Here is a 20,866-nt window from a genome sequence, read left to right on the forward strand (position 1 = left end):
GAGTGCAAAGATAAAAGGAATATTTAACTTTGCAAAAACTTATTTTAATTTATTTTTTGAGAAACTTTTTGATGCCTTTTTCTCTTCTCTTTACCCGCTTTTGGGATGACAAAGGTGCACGTTATTTTTTAAATAACCATGCATTCCGCAAAGAAAAACCACATAATATCACAAATCAACTGATAATCAACCATAAAAACTTTTTGGAACTCAATATTTAAATCCAGGAATAACTCTGTCTCGATTTTTGCCCAATTTATAATTCCTGAAAGTATAACGCATGGACAATTCATGTGCCCCTCCACTGTTCCTCCAGGCCAGCTTAGAAACAGTAAAATCAAAACTGTAACCAATCTGCAAATCATTCGGCAATGAAAACCCCATTAATGCGACAATGGCTTCATTATTCGGTAAACTACGCTTAGTAGGCAATCCCCTATACCATACACCCAATATAAGAGGTGCATAGAAAAACTCTGAGCCCACATCCAATTGATCAAACAAACCCTGTCTCTTATAATTAAAAGCAAGAGATAGGGTTCGCTCTTGTAAGGTATTGTTAATAACATCTCCAATATTATTGCTAAATAAATCAAAGGTGACTCCACCATGAATAGAATAACGTATAGGTAGCCTCTGATCCTCCAATTGAAGGAATGAAATATGGGGACGTGTCAAATGATGGGCAGACACACCTAGCCAGAACTTCTTGTCATAATAATACAATCCTGTATTGATGTCTTCATGACTCCTCTGACTCACATCTTCTACCCAATTGACACCATTCCCTACCACTACCCCTCTATCAATGTCTATTTGCGCTCCTAGTATGATGCTTTCGACATTTACATTCCTATGAACAAAACTGGCCTGAACTCCCGAGTGAAGATAACTTTCCTCCCCCAGTTTGATGCGGTAAGCATAGGTCAAACCAATTTCCATGTTCTGTATTTGAGAAAAAGAATCACGAACACCATTGGCGATGACACCTACCCCACTGTTCTTATGGTCTATGAAATGATCAAAATAAGCAGAAAAAGAATTAAAGCTTCGATCTAAACCTGGCCATTGGTTTCTGTAATTGACACCTACCCTGGTCCATTCCGTACTTCCAGTAAACGCCGGATTCAAAAATATAGGCGCCGCATAAAATTGAGAAAACTGCATGTCTTGGGCCTGAACCAATTCTGCCGCTATACTAAAAAAAGAAACAATCAAAATTATTATTTTCCTCATTATCTTATTAAAAGAAACTTACCTGACCTGGTAACCAACTCTCCTTTGTTGGTTTCAAAATCACCTCTATATACATAAGTACCCGGAGGAAGTGGTTTTCCATTGATGGTTCCATCCCATCCAGGGCCATTGATAGCCGTAGTTTGAAACACAAACTCCCCCCAAGTATTGAATATTTTAAGATCCATTGCTGCTATCCCTTTCATTTTGGGCATGAAAAAATTATCTTCTTCACGTGAAGGTGTAAAGCCCGTCGGAAACATGACCCTATAAGTTCTTCGAATAGAAATAGGTAGTTGGTAAGTTGCTGCGCAATCGGGCCCAGTCTCAACGGTTAAGGATACAATGAATTCCCCTTTTTCATTATATACATGTACAGGTGATCTTTGTGAACTAGTATTACCATCCCCAAAGTCCCAATTCCATTTCTGTGGGTTTCCTTTGGAATGATCTATGAACCTAATTTGATCCGTAGAAAGAATGCCATCCTCAGCCTCCTCCTTATTCCCCGTAGCATTTAGCACATAATCCGCCATTGCTTCCAATGCCTCCTCAGGCAACCTTAGCCTAAAAGTAAGTGGTTCAGACCAGCATTCCAGAGATTTAGGTTTAACCCTAATTAGGTATAAGCCATCATCTGTCAAGTCAAGTACTTCCTCATTGAGAAACAAGGAACCTGACTCATCTTCGAATTGATAGTCATAAAACTCAGCGTCGTAATCTGTTATGTATTCCCTTGGATCGGGAAATATCTCCGGATGACAACCAAACAGGCTGTTTGGCACTACCAAATCAGGAAATGAAGGATAGGCAATTCCAATACTTTCAGAAACCAATGGGCAGCCCTCACGAGTAATGACACTAGCATGGTAAACTCCCGGGCTGTAAACCGTTATTGACGATTCAGAAAAGTTTTGCAATCGTTCACCGTCTTTGTACCATTCGTATTGTTGGATCTCCTCGAGAGAATGAACACTTAAATTTACAGATTCTCCTGGACAGGCATCCATATTAACAAGTGGAAGGTCATTGATCATAATACTTATTGGTTCCGGTTTATCCAAAACCTTGAGCACAACGGGACTTCCTTCAGATGATTTACCATAATTATCCGTAATGGTAAAATAGGCCTGCACCTCTTCACCTGCAAAACCCGGATTGGGGATAAATGAAAACTTCGAACCATCTCCTGAATATCGGAAAACTCCCTCCTTCAAAGCAAGCCTTGTTTCATCATCGCTACAAGTCCCTGAAAGACAAGGATCCTTTTCCATCTCCTCAATTTGCTCAAGTGACTCATAAAACCTCATGCAGCTTATTCTTGAATCTTGATTGGGTAAATTGTATTGCTCTTTAGGTATTTCAAGATGGTTCTCCTGCCCTTCACAAACCAAAAATCCTTCAACAACGCTGGTTGTCGGTTTTTTCAAGTTATCTTCATCTGCCACTTCCACCAATAAGTTTCTGATTTCGTGTATATTGGTTTCTCCTCCTGTAGATGCTGCAAAACCTATTTTTAAAGTTTTAGGAGAGGGGTAGGGATAATCTTTATTGTCTATAAGTGTAATTTGCCTTGGATTGCCATCTGAACTCGTGAAAATCATTTCTACATCCAAATAAAAACCTGTTCCTCCATTCTTTGGTCGAAGCTTAATGATCACTTTACGGTAACCATTTTTATCAGGGTCTGTCACCCTCCTTGTATTTGGCCCACCAGAGCTAATTGGAACCCGTTGGTCTTCCGGTAAACCATATGCACCACCTTCATTGGTCTTCACACCAGTGATATAATGGTAACCATTGAAACCTTTCCCTGGTCCCCTTATCACTATGGCATTGGGATGCAGCTTGCTTTCTTCTTGCGGAAACCCTCCAGTTTTACCCTCGGAGTTATTCCCGAAATTACCAAAGCTGTCAAACCCTACCCCCATATAAGCATTGGTCAAACCTCCAACCTTTGCATTCATTGCATAGCCCAAAGAACCTCCAAACGCACCTGGAGAAAAAGAAGTAGTAGAACCATCGAAAAGAAAAACGGTCAATCCATCCGCTCCGGTCCCTCCATAACTAAAATATTCAAAAGATGCTTTAACGCCAAAACTAGAAGAGAAAGGAATATCTATATAAACATAACCACTCTGATCACCTACTGCATCTGTCAGCCTAAGAACACCATCGCTAATTTTAGCATGACCACCTAAAACGGTCTCTTTCCTCTCAATTGCTTGTTGGAAGGATTCACAATAGGGAAATCCCTGCTGCGAAAATAAGTCTTGAGGGAAAGTTAGGAAGATTAAAAAACAAACAAGAACCTTGTAAACAGTTGACAACAACCCCCTTTTACAGAAAAAGAACAAAGTCCTATAGCCAACACTACTCTTGTTTATATACATAAGCACTTCTTCCATGTCCTTATTCTCCTATTGCTAGTAAAAACTTTAAGCCAAAATAGGCAATAAACCTTAAAATTCGAGGAGGAATCACTTCTCCTTTAATGTTGGTAAAAACCAATTGCAAAAGCCAGGTTTGCTTTTCTCCCGACACCAGTCTTACAATTGAATCCTGAAACAGCAATAGCTAGGTTATCTTAGGTATTGATAAATTCATCATCGGTCAACCCTGAAGATTCAATGCAAATCAGAATGAAGATAGGCCCACCTCTTCAAACAACTTACTTCTTTTTTGATTACAGCTCTCAGCAGCTACCCTAATCATTAATCCCGCTTATAAGGACTCTTCTCAAGATTTTCCATCAAGGATTAGGGAGTTAAGATACTCAATTAAAAAATAAATAAAAAAGGCTTCTTCCTGATAATTAGGAAGAAGCCTCGAAATATTTTTTTTTGAAAATTAAACTATTATTTTAGAATTGTTTGCTTTCTATCCGGTCCTACAGACACCATTTTGATAGGTACCTGAAGTTCTTTTTCAAGGAAAATAACGTAAGCTTTAAGTTCTTCAGGAAAATCTTCATATTTAGTGATCCCTTCCAAACTGCAATTCCAACCTTTCATTGTTTCATAAACGGGTTGAATTCCCTCTGTAGTCCCATTGAGATACTGTTGGTCAGAAGTGTTTCCATCTCCCAATTTGTACTCAGTACAGATTTTAATGTTTTCAAATCCATTCAGCACATCTCCTTTCATCATGAAGAGCTGGGTAACTCCATTGACCATGATAGAGTATTTAAGAGCTGGAAGATCTATCCATCCACATCTTCTAGCCCTACCTGTAGTAGAACCGAATTCGTTACCATCTTTACGCATTTGCTCTCCGTCCTCATCAAAAAGCTCGGTTGGGAAAGGTCCACTGCCTACTCGTGTACAATAAGCTTTGAATATCCCGAACACTTCTCCAATGGAGGAAGGAGGTACACCCAGTCCAGTACAGGCACCAGCGGCCATAGTACTACTACTTGTAACAAACGGATAACTACCGAAATCTATATCCAAAAGAGAACCTTGCGCACCTTCAGCAAGCACCTTTTTTCCAGATTTAATGGCAGCATTCACTTCAAATTCCGTTTCGATAAGTCTTAGGGATTTGAAAAAGGTCACCGCTTCAAAGAAATCTGCCTCCAAAGTTGGCAGGTCCTGTAAACCGAAATCATAATAATCTAGTATTGTTTTATGGCGCTGTACCAAATCATGGTATTTCTCCTTAAAGTCAGGAGACAACATGTCCCCTACTCTTAAAGCAACCCTTCCAATTTTATCCTGGTAAGTAGGTCCGATTCCTTTTAAGGTGGAGCCAATCTTTTTATCTCCTTTGGATTTCTCATAAGCCGCATCCAATAATTTATGGGTAGGCAATATGATGGTGGCTTTCTTTGAAATTGCCATATTTTTACTGAAATCAATATTAAACTTTTCCAAGTTTTTGATTTCTTTCCTCAATACAACTGGGTCAAGGACTACACCATTGCCAATTATATTTTGGATGTTCTCCCTAAAGATCCCACTCGGGATTTGGTGCAAAACATGTTTGATCCCATCAAACTCTAAGGTATGACCAGCATTAGGGCCCCCTTGAAATCTGGCTACCATTTCATAGTTTGGCGCTAGATAGTCCACTACTTTTCCCTTGCCTTCGTCACCCCATTGGAGACCTAAAAGAACGTCCATTTTCATTTTATTTTTAAATAAGTATTACAGCCTTCTGTCAAAATTCGACGTGAAGATTGTCATGTTTATAAAAATTTACAACTTCCAAGCTAAATTTTATTCTACAAATAAAGCTTAAAGTTTATTTAAATTGTTTCAACACCTCTTCTAAAGTGTCAAAAACGTTAAAAATATTATTGAGTTTTGTGATAATTAGTAGCTTTTTGACATGTTCTGACGGTGATGCAAGGTAAACTTCTCCTCCGGCATTTCTCATTTTTGTAAGTACTGTTATCAAAACGCCAATTCCGCTTGAACTAATGTACCTGACCTCACTTAGATCAATAATACAATTTTTCACTCCATCCTGCAAGCCATCAGAAACCAGGCCAACCAATCGAGGGCCTGAGTCATCACCGATCAAATCTCCTTTGATCTTTAGTAGCAAAGAATTGTTTTCTATTTTCGAATGAAATTCTGCTTTCATGGATTATAATTTATTTTTAATTTTTTCCGCAGGTGGGTTAGTTTTATACTCACAATTATCATCAGTACAATTGCCATAGAGCAAAAGTGAATGATGGATGATATTGAAATTTAGAATTTCCCCAACGGTGTTTTGAATATTTTGGATACGGGGATCGCAAAACTCCTTAACTTGATGGCATTCGGTGCAAATTAGGTGGTCATGTTGCTTATACCCGTAAGACTTTTCATATTGCGCAAGGTTCTTACCGAATTGATGTTTGGTTACAAGGTCGCATTCTACCAACAAATCGAGGGTATTGTAAACAGTAGCCCTACTCACCCGGTAGTTTTTGTTTTTCATACTAATGTATAGCCCTTCTACATCGAAATGCCCGCCTCTGCTATAAATCTCCTCTAAAATCGCATACCTCTCCGGTGTCTTCCTAAGTTTTTTATTCTCCAAATAGGCGGTGAATATTTTCTTTACCTTTTCGTAAAGACTTTCAGTTGAAGCCATACTTTCATTTTTTTTACAAATATACTGTTCTTATTTAAAAATGGATGATTTAACTCTGCTAATCAAACCGAGACACTTTAAGAACGCCTTGAACCTTTGATAAATTGTCGATTAGTTTCTCAAGATGGTTGGTACTATCTACATACAATTTTATACTTCCCTCAAAAATCCCCCTATCGGAATCAACTGTAATAGAGCGCATATTCACCTTTAATTCGTTAGAGATAACCTTGGTAAGATCACTTATCAAGCCTACCCTATCTGTCCCAATAATCTTCAAACCTGCCAAAAATGCAATTTGCTGTTGGCTGGTCCATCGGGCCTTGATCACTCTGTTCCCATGATTGGACATAAGTTCAAGGGCATTGGGACAAGCTGTCCTATGGATTTTAATCCCTTCATTGACCGTAACAAAACCAAAAACCGCGTCTCCAGGGATAGGATTACAGCATTTTGCCAATACATAATCCACTACATCCATGTCTTCGCCGATCAATAACTGATCATGCTCTGGCCCCTTTAAGTTTTTAATCTCCTTGGTGAACGATTTTTCGTCTGTAAAATTTAATTGAGGTCCTTTTTTAGATTTCTTCTGCTGCTTAAAATCTTTAAAACTTTTTATTGAAGTAGCATCTATAATATCTTTGCCGACTTTATAATAAAACTCTGAAGTGGTTTTTGTTTCAAAAAAGGCCCTTAACTGTTCCACTATCTCTGAGGAAAAGTCAAGCTTCATTTGTTTCAGCTTTCTTTGAACAATTTCCTTTCCATCCATCATAAAGCCCTTTTTTTCTTCCTTAAGGGCGTCTTTTATTTTGGATTTGGCTCTAGAAGTAACGACAGATTTTAGCCAATCTTCATTGGGTCTTTGTTTATTGGAAGTTAGAATTTCAACCTGATCCCCATTTTTTAGTTTGTGACCAATTGAAACCAGTTTTTGGTTTACCTTGGCCCCTATACATTTGGCTCCAACTTCAGTATGTATTTCAAAGGCAAAATCCAGAGCAGTAGCACCAAATGGCAACACTTTCAGGTCTCCTTTTGGGGTAAATACGAAAACTTCATCATGAAATAAGTTCCCTCTGAAATCATCCATAAACTCAATAGCAGAACCATCATTGTTCTCCAACAAGGTCCGCACCTGAGTAATCCATTCATCAAGGCTTCCAGCTGCTTTTTCAGGGGCGTTTTCCTTCTCCTTGTACTTCCAATGAGCTGCATACCCCCTTTCGGCTATGTCATCCATTCGCTGAGTTCGGATTTGAACTTCCACCCATTGTCCTGTTTGGCTCATGGCAGTGGTATGCAATGATTCGTATCCGTTTGCCCTAGGAGTACTAATCCAATCTCTGAGTCTGTTTGGATTTGGTCTGTAAAAGTCTGTCACTATGGAATACACCTGCCAACAAGCCGCTTTTTCATTTTCATAAGTTGTATCGATGATTATTCTGATGGCAAACAAATCAAACACCTCCTCAAAGGGGATGTTTTGGGACTTCATTTTATTGTAAATGGAGTAAACAGACTTGGGCCTCCCTTTAATTACAAATTTAAAGCCTTGCTCTTCCAACTCTTTCTCTATGGGTGTTATAAAGGTTTTTATAAACTTATTTCGAGAAACTCTGGTATCACTGATCTTTTTTGTAATAAAATCATAAGCTTCTTTGTCCATAAACTTAAGATGCAGATCCTCGAGTTCGGACTTAATAGAATACAAGCCCAGGCGATGAGCCAATGGTGCATACAGGTATTTGGTTTCAGAACCGATCTTCAATTGCTTGTGGCGAGGCATTGAATCAAGTGTACGCATATTGTTTAGCCGGTCAGCTAATTTGATAAGGATCACTCGTACATCGTCAGAAAGCGTAAGAAGCATCTTTCTAAAGTTCTCTGCCTGTTGTGAAGAGCCATAATCGAAAACACCAGCAATTTTGGTAAGCCCATCTATAATTTGGGCAACCTTCACACCAAATTCCCTTTCTATATCTTCCAACTCCATGTCTGTATCCTCTACAACATCATGAAGCAGGGCAGCAACAATACTGGTCGTACCCAGACCTATTTCTTCAACACAAATTAGAGCAACCTCCAATGGGTGATAGATATATGGTTCTCCAGATTTGCGCCTCATTTCTTTATGGGCTTCACTAGCTACATTGAAAGCTTTTTTGATCAACTTGGCATCGCCCGATTTAAGCAATGGCTTAGCCAATCTCAAAAGTTTCCTGTAACGTTTGAGAATTTCTTTTCGCTCTTCTTCTATATCAACTTTGATCATACGATACAAGTTATAAAATATTTCCAGACTACGGAATCAAAATCTTAAGTAAAATTTTAATTTTTTTTTGGCAAAAGTATTGAAACTTTAAAATTGATTATTACCTTTGCACCACATTAAAAACAAGCCTTCAAGTAGACTTGAATGTAAAGATAGACAGGGATGATGGAAATTATTTTCCCGTTTATTACATAAGGTAATATTAGTAGACAATTTATTTATTTATTTGCGGATGTGGCGAAATTGGTAGACGCACTAGACTTAGGATCTAGCGCCGCGAGGCATGGGGGTTCGAGTCCCTCCATCCGCACACCCATTAAATCCCTCGATCTTGATAACTGCCTTTTGGTAAATCAGGATGGAGGGTTTTTGTTATAGGTAAACATTAAATTCAGATCCCTTGGAAATTACATTAGACAAACATGCTGCCAATGAAGCCTCAGTAAAGATTAAACTTGGGGAAGCAGATTATCAACAAACTGTTGATGCCAAAATAAAAGACTACGCTAAAAAAGCCAATATCAAAGGATTCAGACCTGGTAAGGCTCCTTTTACAATGGTTAAAAACCTTTATGGCACATCAGTATTGGTAGAAGAAATAAATACCATTTTGTCCAAATCCTTAAATGATTTTTTAAAAGAACAGGATTTTGAAGTATTGGGTGATCCTATACCCTCTGAAGAAGACAGTCAGAACATTGACTGGAAAAAGCAAAAAGATTTCGAATTTGGTTACAAAATTGGTTTTGTAGAAAATATTGACCTTAACCTTGACCAAAAAATAGATGCTAAGGTGTATGAAATAGCACTTTCTGATAAGGAAGTAAATGAAGCTATTGAAAACATCAAGAAGCAATACGGTAAAATGACCAATCCTGAGGTAAGTGAAGAAAATGATTTTCTTTACGGAGATCTTAAAGCGGTTGATGGTTCTTATGAAGAAAACCTATCTATCCCTTTAAGTAGCTTGGATGGCAGAACAGTTAAAAAATTCTTGGGAGTTAAAAAAGAAGACACTATTTCTTTCGACCCTTCTAAAGCAATTAAAGGAGATATTGCTGAAGCATTAAATATTAGCAAGGAAGCTGCTGAAAACCTTAAAGGTGAATTTACTTTCACTGTTCAAAACATCAATAGAACTGAGGAAGCACAATTAGATCAAGAACTATTCGATAAAGTTTTTGGTCCTGATCAGGTTTCAACTGAAGAAGAATTTCTTGAGAAGGTAAAAACCATCTTAAGTGAAAACTATCAAAAAGAAATTAAGGTGTTCAATGAAGAACAGATCAAAGATGGCCTTATTTCTAACCATAAACTTGACCTTCCTGAAGCATTCCTGAAAGAATGGTTGATCCGTGCCAATGATGGCAAGGTAAGCAATGAGGATGTGGAGAAAGAATTCCCTGCTTATGCCAAGCAATTGACATGGTCTTTGATTTCTAATAAAATATCAAAAGACAACGATATAAAAGCTGAGCACGAAGATGTCATTGAAAAGACAAAAGAAATGATTCGTGAGCAGTTGGCCTCATCCGGAATGGGCGCACAACTTGAGGACAATATGGATATGTTTTTGCAAAATTACCTTCAGGGGAATGAAGGTAAAAACTATATGCAAATGATGACTTCGGTTCAAAATGAAAAGGTCCTTGATTTTGTCAAAAGCAAGATCGATTTAAAAGAAGAAAAGATCGGAGTAGAAAAGTTTAAAGAACTACTCGAAAACTAATTCTAAAAATTTTTTGTTAATAAAAAGTCCTTATCTAAGGGCTTTTTTTATTTTTGTAACATTAACAAAGAGAAAAGTAGAAATGAATAAAGAGGAATTCAGAAAATTCGCAGTCAAAGGCCAGGGCATTAGTGGCAATACCTTTGACCAATATATCCATTCTGTGGAAAATATGACACGTGCAGTCATTGAAGAACGTCCTACTAATTTCCGGGAAATTGATGTCTTTTCCAGATTAATAATGGATAGAATTATTTTTCTAGGGACAGGAGTAGATGACCACATAGCCAATATCATCACTGCTCAATTGTTATTTTTGGAGTCTGTGGATGCCAAAAAGGACATCTTATTGTATGTCAACAGCCCAGGAGGTTCTGTATATGCAGGTTTGGGGATCTATGACACCATGCAGTACATTAACCCTGAAGTAGGAACAATCTGTACAGGACTTGCTGCTTCTATGGGAGCTGTATTGCTTGCAGGTGGGGCCGCTGGAAAACGTGCTGCTTTGCCTCACGCAAGGATCATGATACATCAGCCTTCAGGAGGAATGCAAGGTCAGTCCAAGGACATGGAAATTTCAGTAAGACAAATTCTGGAATTAAGAAAGGAGCTTTATGAAATACTTGCCGAACACAGTGGCAAAAGCATAGAGCAAATTGAAATCGACTCTGACAGAGATTATTGGATGAGAGCATCAGCAGCCAAAGAATACGGCTTGATTGATGAAGTATTGACGAAAAAAGTAAAATAAAATCTGAATGGCGCAAGTAACATGTTCATTTTGTGGAAGGAATAAGAAGGACGTAGACCTTATGGTATCCGGTATTTCTGCGCATATCTGTAACTTTTGTATAGAACAAGCTTTCCAAATACTGGGAGAAGAGGACAAGACGAAAAAGGAAGGTAAAAAACCTAAGTTCAAATTAAAAAAACCTAAAGAACTTACGGCCTACTTGGATCAATATGTAATCGGACAACAGGAGGCTAAAAAGGTTTTAACTGTAGCTGTATACAATCATTACAAAAGACTAGGACAAAAACAGGACGAGGATGATGTAAGGATTGAAAAGTCCAATATCATCATGGTAGGTGACACCGGAACAGGAAAAACTTACCTGGCTAAAACCTTAGCTAAAACACTGGAGGTTCCCTTTTGCATTGCAGATGCTACAGTATTGACTGAGGCAGGATATGTGGGAGAAGATGTAGAAAGTATTCTTACACGATTGCTACAAGCCGCTGATTATAATGTGGAAGCTGCAGAACGAGGTATAGTATACATCGATGAACTTGATAAAATAGCCAGAAAATCAGACAATCCATCTATCACTAGGGATGTTAGTGGTGAGGGCGTACAACAAGCCATGCTTAAATTGCTTGAAGGTACCATAGTGAATGTTCCACCTCAGGGAGGAAGAAAGCATCCCGACCAAAAGATGATCTCTGTAAATACAGAAAATATATTATTCATTTGTGGGGGAGCATTTGATGGGATTGCAAGACATATCGCAGGAAGGTTAAATACGCAGCCTTTGGGCTTCAGTAAAAAGACGAATGCGGATGAGATTGACCGATCCAATCTATTGCAATATGTTACCGCTCAGGATTTAAAAGCATTTGGCCTTATTCCCGAACTAATTGGTAGATTGCCAGTGCTGACTCACCTAGATCCTTTGGATAAAGCTTCTTTGAAACTAATCCTTACCGAACCAAAGAATGCATTGACTAGACAATACGTCAAACTCTTGGCAATGGAAAATGTTGACCTAACGTTTGAAGAGTCAGGCATTGATTTTATCGTGGACAAAGCGGTTGAATTCAATTTGGGTGCCAGAGGGCTAAGATCTATTTGTGAGGCCATCATCACTGATGCCATGTATGAATTCCCTTCTGAGGAAGGAAAACATACACTAGTCATAAATGAAGAATATGCTCGAACTCAATTCGAGAAATCAAAATTCAAAAAGCTCCAAGTAGCTTAATTAGATAAACTATCAAAAATAAGCCTTGCAGTTTCCTGCGAGGCTTTTTTATTGCTCAAAAGGCCTCGCAATTCTCCATAACCCTCCAATACTTTTGTGCGCTTGGGACCTTCTTCAAAAATCCCCCTAAGTTCTTCCTCTACGAACTCGGATTGGTACTCCCCCTGAATCAATTCCTTCACCACTTCCCTGTTAACGATAAGGTTAACCAGCGAGGCAAAGGAAACTTTGATTAACTGCATGCCTATGGCATAAGATATCTGGCTTGTCTTGTATACCACTACTTGAGGCACATTAAACAATGCTGTTTCAAGCGTGGCTGTTCCAGAAGTCACCACCGCCGCCTTTGCATGTAACAATATGTCATAGGTTTTATCGTACACCACCTGAATTCCTGCATCTTCGGCCATTTGATAAACATCCGCAGATAGATTACGTACACCAGCTATTACCCAATCTACATTATCGAAGCTACTTTTTAAACCTATCATGGTATGTAACATCTTATTAACCTCCTGCTTCCTACTTCCAGGAAGAAGTGCAATCAAAGGTCTGGTTCCAAGTTGGTGCTGACTCAAAAAATCCTTATCTGGTTTAAATTTATTGATTTCGTCTAATAATGGGTTACCCACATAATCTACCTCCCAGTCAAACTTCTTAAAGAATTCAGGTTCAAAAGGAAGAATGGTGTACAGCTTATCCACGTTTTTCTTTAACCGATAAGCCCGATTTTGGTTCCAGGCCCAGAATTTAGGAGAAATGTAATAATGAACTTTAATGCCTTTTTGAGTAGCAAAAGTGGCCATTTTCATATTGAAACCTGCAAAATCCACCAAAATTAAAGCATCTGGCTGAAAAGCAACCATATCTTGTTTGACGGCGCTTAAATACCTAAACACCCTCCTAAAGTGCATCAATACCTCCACAAACCCCATTAGGGCCATCTCTTTATAATGGGCAAAAAGTGTACAGCCAGCATCCTCCATATACTCCCCTCCCATTCCACGAAACTGAGCATTATCATCTTTGTCTTTCAAAGCAAGTAGAAGATTGGATGCATGCAAATCCCCTGATCTCTCTCCAGCAATAATGTAGTATTTCAATGGCAGGTAGTTTATAAAAGTTAGAAGAAATTATTCTCCGTAATATTCAACAAAATTTCTTGGTGTTTCATACAAAGTCAATTTATAGAGTCCTCCATCCTTTACAATCTTATCAACCTTAGGCTGCAGGATTTTCCAGAATTCCATGACCAAATTTTCACAACTAGCCATTTTCCCTGTCATGAAAGGGACATCTACATTTAGATTTTTATGGTCCACTTTATCAATAACCTCATTTCGAATAAGGGTACTTAATTGCTTTAAATCCACCACAAAGCCCGTATCTTCGTCTGGCCTCCCTTTGATCGTGACAATCAGTTCAAAGTTATGCCCATGCCAATTTTCATTGGAACATGGTCCAAACACAGCTTTATTTTTTTCTTCAGACCATTTCGGATTCCATAATTTATGGGCTGCATTAAAATGCTCCTTCCGACAAACGTGTACCATTTTTTCTATTAAATTAAGGCTACAAAGTTACATAAAAAAGACACAAAAATCACTGCTTTGCTATTTGGATACCCATTTCTTCTGTCCTTTGTGGCATGATCACATCCAAACAAGCTATTTTTATTTTTTGGCTTTTGGGTAAAATCTCGCCTAAACGCTAAAAAGTAACTACTATTAAAATAGACCTGAGAGGTTAATCACAAGCTTTTATTACAATAGTATTCAACTTGAGCAGCCCCAAACAATACCATCCCCTACTTAACAAGTTCTCCTCCTTTATTTTCCCTTAAATCAAAAAGAATTAAGGCTAAGAAAGATAGTAAGATAACAACCTATGGAGATCCCGCTCCCCTACAATGGGCTGAGAAAGGTTCTTTCCCGAAAAAAATGTCTCTCTCCTATTTCCGAAAAATTGTCCAAAAGCTATAAGAACTGAAATAACACTTTCACGATTCCAACTTCCACGTTTACGAAAAAGATTTTCTAAAGAGTCATATATATACGGTATTTGATTTAAAATCATTAAACCACCTGAATTTGAATCTACACAAATTAAAATATAACAAATGTTTTGACCTAAACCTATTAAGCCATGAAATGCAAAACCCTCCAATCCGAATTTCTACTTTTCCTACCCCGTAAAGCTATTCCCAACTTCACAATCGTTCCTGACATAGAAATTAAACCGGATACAATCTCAAGCTATCGGCTAAGCCTAAGTTCAATAATTCAACCCGAAATATGCAATAGACCTTCTATTACGTGATGGAATCACTTTAAAATCAGTCACTTCGTTGCTATTTTCGACTTCACCATAGCGGTGCTATGACTCAGTCTCCAAATAGCCTGATTTTATTGTGATTACACCACTCATAACGAATCCTATTACTTAATCCGGGTTCAAAGAACCAATGAGCTAGAATAATAAATGGAAAAGCACATTTGCTTTCAGGTTTAAAAGATCTTAGAACTCCCTGGCACCATGTAAGCATTTGCTTTATTTCAGAACCAAATTACACCAACTCCCTAACAAATTACTCCCCCTACAAGAACGGAGATTGGTAAGGATTGATGCAGCTATAAACCACTTCAAAAAAATCAATATGTGTAATAAAAGAACAATAATACTCAGCACGATAACCTACCTTCTCCTGACATTTACCAGTTCAGCACAGGATACATTATCATATGCTACTCAGAACCCCCTTTCCATAGGTTTACATCTAGGTTACTCTATGAACTTCTCTGGAGGCGAAGCTAAAAAAGGATTAGATAACATGATCTCAACTTTCGAAGAAACCGGCTCGGATAACTTTCTTATAAAGGGAGACTTGCCCTACCAATTAAGCCCAGTTGTGGGTTTATTTGCTAATTACAAGTGGAATAAAAAAGTCTCATTTGGTACAGGGGTAAACCTGACAAGAAGAGGGTATACCATGAATCTAGATGCTGAGGAAAAGGACCCAGAATATCAATTTGATCAATTTTCTGAATACACAGAAAAATATCAGGTCACGACAATTGAAGTCCCCCTTTCGGTATATTTCAAGCCCAATAAGCTCTTTTCATTGGGTGTGGGCATCCAGGCGGGTACTGCATTGGCCATTAGTTCAAAGGTGACATCTACCATTAATCAACGGGTAGTTATCAATGGAGAATCCAGTGATGAGTTCCCTCCACATACCAGGGAAATGGAGGACACCCTAGACGACATTGTTAGCACTGCCTACTTTGGCTATTTCGCTTCTGCAGGTATTTCCTTAAGAAAGAATACGGAGATAATGCTTTCTCTTTTAAAAAGTGGAAGTTATGCTGATACGACCTATGGTAAGCTTTCAGATACTTCTGTGGTTGTTTCATTGCGGTTTGGCCTTCTTAGCTTTTAACCGGCAATATGCAATAGTCCTACTGTTACCTGATGAAACCAATTTAATCCCGAAGACATGAAATTTCAATCAACAATACTAATCCTAGCAATATTGAGCCTGGCAATTCTGTCCTGTGCCCCTGAAGAAGAAAATGAGGCAGATACCCGAAAATTGGTCAACCAGCCCATAGACCCCAGCTCACAACCAAATGAACTTAATAAAGAATTAATCATATATGGAGATCTTGTACCAGGGAATATGCCTTCAGCATCTAACCCTGATCAAATAAAGATTACGGTATCTATCTCCTCCGCACTTATAACGAATGACAACTTCCTATTTTTACCTTTTGCCTTTGATTCGAATAACCAATTGAAGGGAATCTATATAGAGGTAGAAGGTGCTCAGGAACACTGGGATGCCCCAGTAGAGTTAGTCGATCCTTCTGATAACAGCTTTGCAGTAGCCATCGGCATTCCTAATTTTATTCAAAAAGGAGATTTTGTAGTTTCCTATAGCATCTATGATCAGAACAACAATATTAGCGAGAAAAAATCCATCAATGTGTCCATCGTGGATTCTGAAAATAGGTGTGGAAGTGGTCAATCATTCCCTAGGGTAACTGGTGAAGATGGAATAACGGTAAAAACCTATGACATGGGAGATTACCCAGGTACCGTAAATATTTCATATTATATGTACAATCAAAAAGACAGAATGGATATTCGTTATGGAGGAGAATGGGTAGCTAGTACCAGCCCTGTTTTGTTGCAAGATGGACAAGCCCCTCCTTTCAAAACCTGCAATGAAGCTTCTCCAAATGATGGTTTTGTTAGTTATGGAGGAAGTTTTTCAATTCCTTACGATCCACAGATAAGTCGACAAATAAGTATATATGTATCAGGCTGTCTTGAAGGGGGAACAGTATGGTATTTTGATGTCAACTGCCCTACTGGCAACAATCCAAATCCCCCAGGAGCAATGGTCTGTGACAATGGCCAAATTCAGGATTCATTTGACCCTGGTAGTGAAAATTACCATATCTACCCAAAAGAAGGCGAAGAGCTGAATACAATAATCTGTGACCCGAGCGTGGACCCCAATTGTAGTGTCAACGAGGTATTCGACGCCATGCTAAAACAGTCCAATTTTATTTCGCCTACTGCCGACACTTCACCTGTGGAAGATTGCAAGTTGACATGGGTAGAAATTTTAACCCCTTTCAACCCAGTGATTTCAAAAATCAACTATTTTGAAAATTCAGTTACCAACTATACCCTTGCAAATCAAAAGGATAAATTTGGAATAGAAAGATCCCACTTATTGCATCCAGGTAAAGTAACGAGGACAGTAGAATTGATTGATGGAAAAGTAGTAGTATCAACACAAGGAGAAGGCACAGGTTGGGCTGCATCCATTAATACTTTCTTCTCCAAAACGGTGTGGACAAATGTAGATAAAGATTTACAAGAATATTGGAATCAGTGATAAGCCTAACAGTCTAAAAAAAGCTCCTTTATTATTCTTTGATATCTACCACCAAAGCATAAGAAGGGGCTTCTTTAATTGTTTTTGAGATAGCGCAATTCTGATCCTTCTGAATGGTAAAAAATTATTCCTTCAACACTTTAAAGGAATGTAACTCACCACCTGTGTGTACTTGAAGCAAATAAAGCCCTGACGGGAAATTAAAATCCATTAGGTATTCAATACTTTGTTCATTTTTAATGAAAGCATCAAGCACTTTATTGCTACCTCGAACATCATACAAACTCACATTTACTTCCCCTTTATAATCGTTGTTGATAAAGAGAGAAAGCTTATTTGAAACAGGGTTAGGCCCTATGCTATATCCTGCCCGGCTATGAGGTGTCAGGTCTTCAGAACCAGAAACCACAACTACATCAGAAATCCTATTGCACTGTTCATCTATGACTGCCACTTGATAAGTACCTCCATCATCTACAATATAAGACCTGGAGTTGGCTCCTTCAATCGGTCTGCCATTTCTATACCATTGGTAATTTGCAGCCGGCAATTGAGAGCTCAGTTGGGATCCATTTACGACAATATTCGGACGATTTAGGGTATTTGATGCTACAGATATATTCCTTTGAAAGGATTTGGTTCCAGAGGGGCCGGAAGCTTCTAAGGTAACCATATAAGTTCTTGAGAAATTGAACACATAGGTTGGATTCTCAATGACCGAAGAACCAAGGCCTGCAAAATTCCAATTATAGGAATTAATATTACCCTCACTTAAGTTAATGAATTCGGTAATTCCTCCAGCGCAATTAAACCGAGCCTCAAAATTCACAAAAATTACATCTTCGCAATTGATGTTACTCCAGTTGGCAGCGTTGACCACTTTAGATTGTACATCCAAGTTAATTACTGCATCACCCAAAAGATCTACATTTTCAACGCTCAAGCCTTCAAAGCAGTATTTATTATAAACATTATGGTTGATAAATGCCTTACCAACAGACCTGATAATAGCTGATCCTCCAGGATCATTCTCATAGCCAATAAGTTCAAAAACATCTACTGTTCCTCCATCGGCTAACACCAATTCTGAATCCGCTCCCAACAGTAGGCTTTTAACTGAAAGCTGTTGAGCTAGAACACTGGTTTGTCCAGAAAGACTCATGGTTTCAAAAATACCAGATGCCTGTATGGCTAAATTCCTTCCATTATTGGTAAGTGAAATCCCTTCAAGCTTCTGAAGATCCTGGTATACCCCATTTGCCCCAGAAAAAACCAAATCCAGACTGTTACCTACACTTGCATTTTTTTCAATAATAAATTGATTATTAAACACTATGGTATTCAGCTTTCCGTTCAGTTTAGCTTCGGATGAAAGGATAAAGTCATCCATAATAATCCTGTCGGTTTGAACTTCAACTTCGGCGGCATTTATACTAAATTTATCCAAAGGAGGCATGGATAACACTTGCCAACGACCACTATTAAACTGAATATCTACCCCCGTAAAACTTACCTGTCCAAAATCAAGAATACTTTCTTTTTGCACCTCTCCTTCCAAAAGTAGGGTACCATTTTTTATTTCCATGTTTTGATTTCCAGAACGAAAACCATTTTTTACGATCAAGTTTTGTTGGTTTAAATCCAAAACTAGATTCTCTTCACCAAAAACATTCAAGCTAAACACATTGGCCGTTTCATTCAGCCGGATAGCTTGCCCGGGATTTGGAGAATCGATTACCACTCTTGTCCCTGCATCAGGAATTCTTCCAGCACTTTGCCCATTGGACTCAAGGGACCAATTTCCGGGATTTTCCCAATCCTCATTCCCTCCAATCCAATACAAAGTACTGGTTTGTCCATCAGTGACACCTGCAGAAAAAATCATACTAAAGTCTTGTTGCCCATTGACAAGGTTACCTTTGTGATTAACTTGTAAGGTGTATTTCTGCGGGCTTGGATTTTCAATCACAATCTGTTCTATATTGTCTCTAAAATTATCGCCATTTCTTGTGGCCACAGCTCCGGAGCCTTGTGCGGGATTCAATGACCAAGGGTAATATACCATTCCACTTTCATCCACAATTCTCATGTCAAGGTCATTTACCAGCATTAGATTTCCGGGATTTAGCTGCACTGGCGCAGGGGAGCCTGCTGGATCTGTCCATGCGATGGTAACCTTAATCGGATCGACGCCATTTGAAATAAATTCAATTTGATAATCCCCTTTGTCTTCCAATTGTAATTCTCTGATTACTTTTGAGCTACCATCTTCATTGATGACAATATCGGCAGCAGCCTTGGCATCTAATAAACCCCAACCATACATATAATCAGGCCCGGGATCAATCCCTGCTTCCTTTGTAGTGTGAATGGCAAGCGCCTTCAAGGTGGCTGAACGCATGTATCTGCTAGAATTTCTCTGATGATACAATTCCTGTAAAAGCATCAAGGTTCCCGTAACATTTGGGGAGGCCATAGAAGTCCCACTCAGGGTGGCATAACTGTCACCATTTCCATTGTTAGAAACAGCAGAACTAAAAACATTTACTCCCATGCCCACAAAGTCAGGTTTAATACGCCCATCATCAACTGGCCCCCAACTAGAGAAACTACTCATAAAAACATCAGAAGGGGCACTATAGTCCTGAAGTAAACTGACGGCACCCACGGTAATATTGTTTTTGGCCACTCCCTCAGGACCTATGGTATCCTCAGGCCCATCAGAGGGCTTGGAGCCATCTCCTACATCTGAACGGTCATTTCCTGCAGCCCAAACAATAGTATAATAAGGCTTGGCAAAAGTCAACTCATCTATCTGTCTTGATTTGGAAGAATAATACCCGAAACGATAATCTTCTTGACTACTTACTCCCTCATTTCCGGCCCAACTCCAATTCTGATTACTGTCTCTATACCAACCAATAAGGTTTCCATATGAATGGTTAGATACCAAGTGCCCGCCGGGATTAAGCTCAGGATCATAGCTGTTTTGGGTCATTTTAGATATATCAGCATCCCAATTGAATGCCCAACCTGTGGCCTCCGTTGCCATGCCTTTGGCATTTGCATTGTTTCCTGCAGCCAAAATGGTCCCTGTGACGTGGGTCGCATGATTACTTATTTCCTCAGTGGAGCCATCCAATTGGCTTACTCTATTCCCGAACTCATTGTGATTGGATTTAGGTCGAGTTTGATCATAAATACCTACGATCATGTCACGACCGGTGAGCCCCAAATTCAAGCTTCCTCCCTCTTGTAATGCATCAGTTTCAGTGGCTTTGGCAGCTTTCAAATTTAAAGTAGTAAAATATACCGGATGAGAGGTCTCATCTAAGTATTGGAAAGTAGCGGATTGATTATTGGCCAAATTGATCCTAAGTGGAATCCCCATGCTCGTTGAAATGCGCCTCTTTTCTTCGTTGGTAAGACTGTGCTTGCCCACACTTTCCTGTAATTTTTGAAAAACACCGGATCTAACCTTTTGCATTCCCTCATCAGAGAATACTGGATTTTGTCCATAGGACTCCCATATTAACAAAAGAAAAATGACTAAAACGATACTCTTTCTCATCCGATTTGTTTTGTTTTATCGGTCACAAGGTTTTACAAAACCTCAATTCCTTTACTGTTTTAAACAGTAT

At 38.8% G+C, this 20,866-nt stretch carries 14 protein-coding genes and 1 tRNA gene; 6 read left to right on the top strand and 9 right to left on the bottom strand.

Annotated features, from left to right (window positions below):
* Positions 1 to 210 precede the first annotated feature (210 nt).
* The 6 genes from AC13EX_RS19475 to AC13EX_RS19500 all read right to left on the bottom strand — a co-directional run bounded on the left by AC13EX_RS19475 (position 211) and on the right by AC13EX_RS19500 (position 8,602).
* Positions 211 to 1,236, bottom strand: coding sequence for a PorP/SprF family type IX secretion system membrane protein (locus AC13EX_RS19475; protein ID WP_482893976.1), 1,026 nt, complete (start codon positions 1,234 to 1,236; stop codon positions 211 to 213).
* Complete coding sequence (locus tag AC13EX_RS19480) at positions 1,236 to 3,644, bottom strand: PKD domain-containing protein (RefSeq protein ID WP_482893977.1); 2,409 nt, start codon at positions 3,642 to 3,644, stop codon at positions 1,236 to 1,238. The genes AC13EX_RS19475 and AC13EX_RS19480 overlap by 1 nt, the downstream gene beginning before the upstream one ends.
* Before the next feature lie 450 nt (positions 3,645 to 4,094).
* Complete coding sequence (locus AC13EX_RS19485; RefSeq protein WP_482893978.1) at positions 4,095 to 5,366, bottom strand: adenylosuccinate synthase; 1,272 nt, start codon at positions 5,364 to 5,366, stop codon at positions 4,095 to 4,097.
* Positions 5,367 to 5,481: 115 nt separating this feature from the next.
* Positions 5,482 to 5,826 (bottom strand): STAS domain-containing protein, encoded by a 345-nt coding sequence (locus tag AC13EX_RS19490; protein WP_048642450.1) that lies wholly within the window; start codon positions 5,824 to 5,826, stop codon positions 5,482 to 5,484.
* A 3-nt stretch (positions 5,827 to 5,829) separates the two neighbouring features.
* Positions 5,830 to 6,324 carry a Fur family transcriptional regulator gene (locus AC13EX_RS19495; RefSeq protein ID WP_048642449.1) on the bottom strand — a complete coding sequence of 165 codons (495 nt, stop codon included), beginning with the start codon at positions 6,322 to 6,324 and terminating at the stop codon, positions 5,830 to 5,832.
* Positions 6,325 to 6,382: 58 nt separating this feature from the next.
* Positions 6,383 to 8,602 carry a RelA/SpoT family protein gene (locus AC13EX_RS19500; protein ID WP_482893979.1) on the bottom strand — a complete coding sequence of 740 codons (2,220 nt, stop codon included), beginning with the start codon at positions 8,600 to 8,602 and terminating at the stop codon, positions 6,383 to 6,385.
* Positions 8,603 to 8,830: 228 nt separating this feature from the next.
* Between AC13EX_RS19500 and AC13EX_RS19505 the strand changes: the two genes are divergently transcribed.
* From AC13EX_RS19505 to clpX, 4 genes are all read left to right on the top strand, one after another.
* Positions 8,831 to 8,912, top strand: a tRNA-Leu gene (locus AC13EX_RS19505).
* Between the two features lie 90 nt (positions 8,913 to 9,002).
* Positions 9,003 to 10,331, top strand: coding sequence for a trigger factor (tig, locus tag AC13EX_RS19510; RefSeq protein WP_048642447.1), 1,329 nt, complete (start codon positions 9,003 to 9,005; stop codon positions 10,329 to 10,331).
* Between the two features lie 82 nt (positions 10,332 to 10,413).
* Positions 10,414 to 11,085, top strand: a complete 672-nt coding sequence (locus tag AC13EX_RS19515; RefSeq protein ID WP_048642446.1) for a ClpP family protease — start codon at positions 10,414 to 10,416, stop codon at positions 11,083 to 11,085.
* A 7-nt stretch (positions 11,086 to 11,092) separates the two neighbouring features.
* Complete coding sequence (gene clpX, locus AC13EX_RS19520; RefSeq protein WP_048642445.1) at positions 11,093 to 12,316, top strand: ATP-dependent Clp protease ATP-binding subunit ClpX; 1,224 nt, start codon at positions 11,093 to 11,095, stop codon at positions 12,314 to 12,316.
* On the opposite strand, the gene lpxB is transcribed toward clpX, so the two are convergent.
* A complete protein-coding gene (gene lpxB, locus AC13EX_RS19525; RefSeq protein ID WP_048642444.1) occupies positions 12,313 to 13,419 on the bottom strand; it encodes a lipid-A-disaccharide synthase in 1,107 nt (368 codons plus the stop codon). The two genes, clpX and lpxB, sit on opposite strands and share 4 nt — an antisense overlap.
* A 30-nt stretch (positions 13,420 to 13,449) precedes the next feature.
* Positions 13,450 to 13,869 (bottom strand): 6-pyruvoyl trahydropterin synthase family protein, encoded by a 420-nt coding sequence (locus AC13EX_RS19530; RefSeq protein ID WP_048642443.1) that lies wholly within the window; start codon positions 13,867 to 13,869, stop codon positions 13,450 to 13,452.
* Positions 13,870 to 14,972: 1,103 nt separating this feature from the next.
* Here AC13EX_RS19530 and AC13EX_RS19535 point away from each other — a divergent pair.
* Both AC13EX_RS19535 and AC13EX_RS19540 read left to right on the top strand, forming a co-directional pair.
* A complete protein-coding gene (locus AC13EX_RS19535; protein ID WP_084011780.1) occupies positions 14,973 to 15,755 on the top strand; it encodes an outer membrane beta-barrel protein in 783 nt (260 codons plus the stop codon).
* A 57-nt stretch (positions 15,756 to 15,812) separates the two neighbouring features.
* On the top strand, positions 15,813 to 17,225 hold the full coding sequence (locus AC13EX_RS19540) for a hypothetical protein (protein WP_482893980.1): 1,413 nt from the start codon (positions 15,813 to 15,815) through the stop codon (positions 17,223 to 17,225).
* Positions 17,226 to 17,349: 124 nt separating this feature from the next.
* On the opposite strand, the gene AC13EX_RS19545 is transcribed toward AC13EX_RS19540, so the two are convergent.
* Positions 17,350 to 20,796 carry a S8 family serine peptidase gene (locus AC13EX_RS19545; protein ID WP_482893981.1) on the bottom strand — a complete coding sequence of 1,149 codons (3,447 nt, stop codon included), beginning with the start codon at positions 20,794 to 20,796 and terminating at the stop codon, positions 17,350 to 17,352.
* Positions 20,797 to 20,866: the final 70 nt, after the last annotated feature.

Source organism: Cyclobacterium sp. L-R, assembly GCF_056859355.1.